Raw genomic sequence first — 3,377 nt, 5'->3', positions numbered from 1 at the left:
TTCGCGAGCAAGTCGGATCGCCGCACCGCCGCTCCCACAGTTGCTTTGTGCGGTGCGATAGAACCCGATTCGCCCAAAAAAGTCGCCTGCAAAACCTCCAGCCGCTCTAATTCAATAGCTCCAGCCAATCCTGCTTAACCGTTCGTCGGTCTTGGCAAATTTATTTTATTTTTTATCTTGCGCACTAAACATTAGCGCGATACATTCACTTCGCAATTACTTAGCGCGCAAACATTTAGCGCAAACACACATCTCCTGAACGAGGCTTTCACCATGCAAACTCTCTACACCGCAATCGCAACTTCCACCGGTGGCCGTGACGGTCGTGCGGTTTCCAGCGACAACATCCTCGACGTCAAACTAGCCACTCCGAAAGAACTCGGCGGTGCCGGCGGCGCAGCCACCAACCCTGAGCAACTGTTTGCCGCCGGTTATTCCGCCTGCTTCATCGGCGCCCTGAAATTCGTGGCCAGCCAGACCAAGCGCAGCATTCCCAACGACGCTTCGATCAGCGCCCACGTCGGCATCGGCCAGATCCCTGGCGGTTTCGGCCTGGACATCGACCTGCACATCAGCCTGCCGGGTCTTGAGCAAGCCGATGCACAAGCACTGGTCGACGCAGCCCACCAGGTCTGCCCGTACTCCAACGCCACCCGTGGCAACGTCGATGTGCGCCTGCACGTGACCGTCTAACCGCTGACCTACCAGGCCCGAACAGGAAACGAACATGAACACTTTCAGCAAAGTCTTGACCGGTACCCTTCTCGCCCTGTCCATCCACAGTGCATTTGCCGGCGACGTTGAACACAACACCCAGGCATTCCTCGATGTGCTGAATGCCGGCACCGGCAAACCGATGGAGCAAATGACACCTGCCGATGCCCGCGCCGTGCTGGTCGGTGCACAGGCCGGGGCGAAGCTGACGCTGCCAAAAGCCGATGTCAGCCAGAAGACCATCCAGGTTGAAGGCCAACCGCTGAACCTGACCATCGTCCGGCCGGCCGGGGTCAAGGGTGAGCTGCCCGTGTTCATGTTCTTCCACGGTGGGGGTTGGGTGCTGGGAGATTTCCCGACCCACGAACGACTGGTCCGTGACCTGGTGGTGGGTTCGGGTGCAGCGGCGGTGTTCGTCAACTACACGCCTTCGCCGGAAGCGCATTACCCGGTGGCAATCAACCAGGCCTACGCCGCGACCCAATGGGTGGCGGAACACGGCAAGGAGATCAACGTCGACGGTAAACGCCTGGCCGTGGCCGGCAACAGTGTCGGCGGCAACATGGCAGCCGTGGTTGCACTGATGGCCAAAGACAAAGGCACGCCGGCGATCAAGTTCCAGGTATTGCTGTGGCCGGTGACCGATGCCAGCTTCGAGACGGCATCCTACAACCAGTTCGCCGAAGGGCACTTCCTCACCAGGAACATGATGAAGTGGTTCTGGGACAACTACACCACCGACGCCAATCAGCGGAACGAGATCTACGCCTCACCACTGCGTGCGACCACCGCCCAGTTGAAAGGATTGCCTCCCGCGCTGGTGCAGACCGCCGGTGCCGATGTGCTGCGCGATGAAGGTGAAGCCTACGCCCGCAAACTCGATGAAGCCGGAGTGCCGGTGACCTCGGTTCGCTACAACGGCCTGATCCACGATTACGGTCTGCTCAACGTGGTGAGCCAGGTGCCAGCGGTGCGTTCGGCGATGCTGCAGGCATCTGAAGAACTGAAACAACACCTGAAGAAATAACGCACGACCCCGCTCCCACAGGGGGGTTCATCGCTGAAAGGTGAAATTGCAGGCACAAAAAAGCCCGACTCAATGGTCGGGCTTTTTCATTCCTCAAGCAGTGCTTATTTGGCACGGCCTTTGTAGGAACCGCCTTCGCGGGTATCAATCTCGATCATATCGTCGATATTGATGAAGTCAGCAACCGACAGCTCGGTACCGTTCTTCAGTTTGGCAGGCTTCATCACCTTACCGGAAGTGTCGCCGCGAGCGGAACCTTCGGTGTAGGCAACCTGACGCACGATGGTGGTTGGCAGTTCTACGGAAACCAGACGGCCTTCGAAGAACACGGCTTCGCAAACGTCGGTCATGCCTTCTTCAACGAACGGCAGAACGGCTTCGATGTCTTCGGCGTTCAGCTCGTACATGGTGTAGTCAGTGGTGTCCATGAACGTGTAGGAGTCGCCGCTGATGAAGGACAGGGTCGCTTCCTTGCGGTCGAGGATCACGTCGTCCAGCTTGTCGTCCGCACCGTATACGGTTTCGGTCTTGTAGCCGGTCAGCAGGTTTTTCAGCTTGGTCTTCATGATCGCGCTGTTACGACCGGACTTGGTGAATTCAGCTTTCTGAACCAGCCAAGGATCGTTGTCGATACGGATCACGGTACCGGGTTTGAGTTCTTTACCAGTTTTCATTGCGAATATCCGAATTTGGATGGGATTTACAAAAATCTAGGCCGCGTATCATATCCAATTTCCATAAAACTGTACCAGCGCCGTGGCAAGATCGGCCTGCAAGGCCTGTTCCAGACACCACGCCTCGGCGTGTTTTTCCAGCTCTGGCCAGTGTTTACGGGTGAATTGCCAGTGGTCGGCCATTTTTTCACCGGCGTTCCACGCCCGCCAGAGACCGCTGATCGCCTCTCGCGCAGGCGTAGATAGCCCCTTTACATAAAGCTCGAGGAAGGCTTCAAGCTTGTCCAGATGGATGTCTTCTTCCTGCTGGTAAATATGCCAGAGAAATGGCCGGCCTGCCCATTGGGCGCGCACGAAGGAGTCTTCGCCGCGCACGGCATTGAAATCGCAGCACCACAGCAAGCCGTCGTACTGGTCCTGGCGGACGAATGGCAGCACTTGCACGGTCAAGGCGTCACACACATGCACGGCACCCACCGCCAAATCTTCCACACCGAGCCAACGTTGAACATCACCGAGAATCCGCCCTTCCGGTACCAGCAGATGAGTGGCCGTCGAATCGCCAGCCATCGCATCGAGCCAACTGGCCAAACCGGTGTTTTCGTAGGCAAACAATGAGATCAACTGTGCGCCAGGCGCACGATCGATCCCTAAACCTTGCAGGAATTCTCTTTGAGCTTGCGGGTCTTGCTGAAATTGCCGACGACGTTCAAGCAACCCGCGCTCACGTAACAACCCGCCTGTGCCCTTCTGGAATCCAGGGAAGAAAAAGAATTTCTGTACGCTTTTGTACTTCACCGAGGGCAACCCGTGGCAGCCGATCACCCAGTCCTCGGCGCTCAGGTAGTCGAGGTTCATCCACAGCGGTGTCTTTTCCCGTTCGGCCATGGCGTCCATATAGGCGCTCGGCAATTGGCAGGCAAATGCAGCAATCACCACATCGGCGGCTTCGGTCGGCTGCC

General features: G+C 57.4%; 4 protein-coding genes. 2 read left to right on the top strand and 2 right to left on the bottom strand.

From position 1 onward, the window contains the following. Positions 1–273 precede the first annotated feature (273 nt). Positions 274–693: an organic hydroperoxide resistance protein gene (locus tag PMI29_RS11485; RefSeq protein ID WP_007999713.1), complete on the top strand. Its 420-nt coding sequence runs from the start codon at positions 274–276 to the stop codon at positions 691–693. Positions 694–727: 34 nt separating this feature from the next. Beyond that, positions 728–1,741, top strand: a complete 1,014-nt coding sequence (locus PMI29_RS11490) for an alpha/beta hydrolase (protein WP_007999711.1) — start codon at positions 728–730, stop codon at positions 1,739–1,741. A 104-nt stretch (positions 1,742–1,845) separates the two neighbouring features. Here the strand turns inward: PMI29_RS11490 and PMI29_RS11495 are convergent, their stop codons facing one another. Together PMI29_RS11495 and earP are read right to left on the bottom strand one after the other, a co-directional pair. Then, a complete protein-coding gene (locus PMI29_RS11495; protein WP_007983530.1) occupies positions 1,846–2,415 on the bottom strand; it encodes an elongation factor P in 570 nt (189 codons plus the stop codon). A gap of 48 nt (positions 2,416–2,463) precedes the next feature. Then, positions 2,464–3,377, bottom strand: a 914-nt coding sequence (gene earP / locus PMI29_RS11500) for an elongation factor P maturation arginine rhamnosyltransferase EarP (RefSeq protein WP_007999708.1), incomplete at its 5' end; no start/stop codon positions are given.

The organism is Pseudomonas sp. GM49, assembly GCF_000282355.1.
Taxonomy (GTDB): Bacteria; Pseudomonadota; Gammaproteobacteria; order Pseudomonadales; family Pseudomonadaceae; genus Aquipseudomonas.
Note: the sequence above shows the minus strand (reverse complement) of the source record. Positions and strands in the feature narration are given on the sequence as shown.

Coding starts and splice junctions, on each gene's coding strand:
- PMI29_RS11485 (WP_007999713.1), top strand. CDS start 274: ATGCAAACTCTCTACACCGCAATCGCAACTTCCACCGGTGGCCGTGAC.
- PMI29_RS11490 (WP_007999711.1), top strand. CDS start 728: ATGAACACTTTCAGCAAAGTCTTGACCGGTACCCTTCTCGCCCTGTCC.
- PMI29_RS11495 (WP_007983530.1), bottom strand. CDS start 2,415: ATGAAAACTGGTAAAGAACTCAAACCCGGTACCGTGATCCGTATCGAC.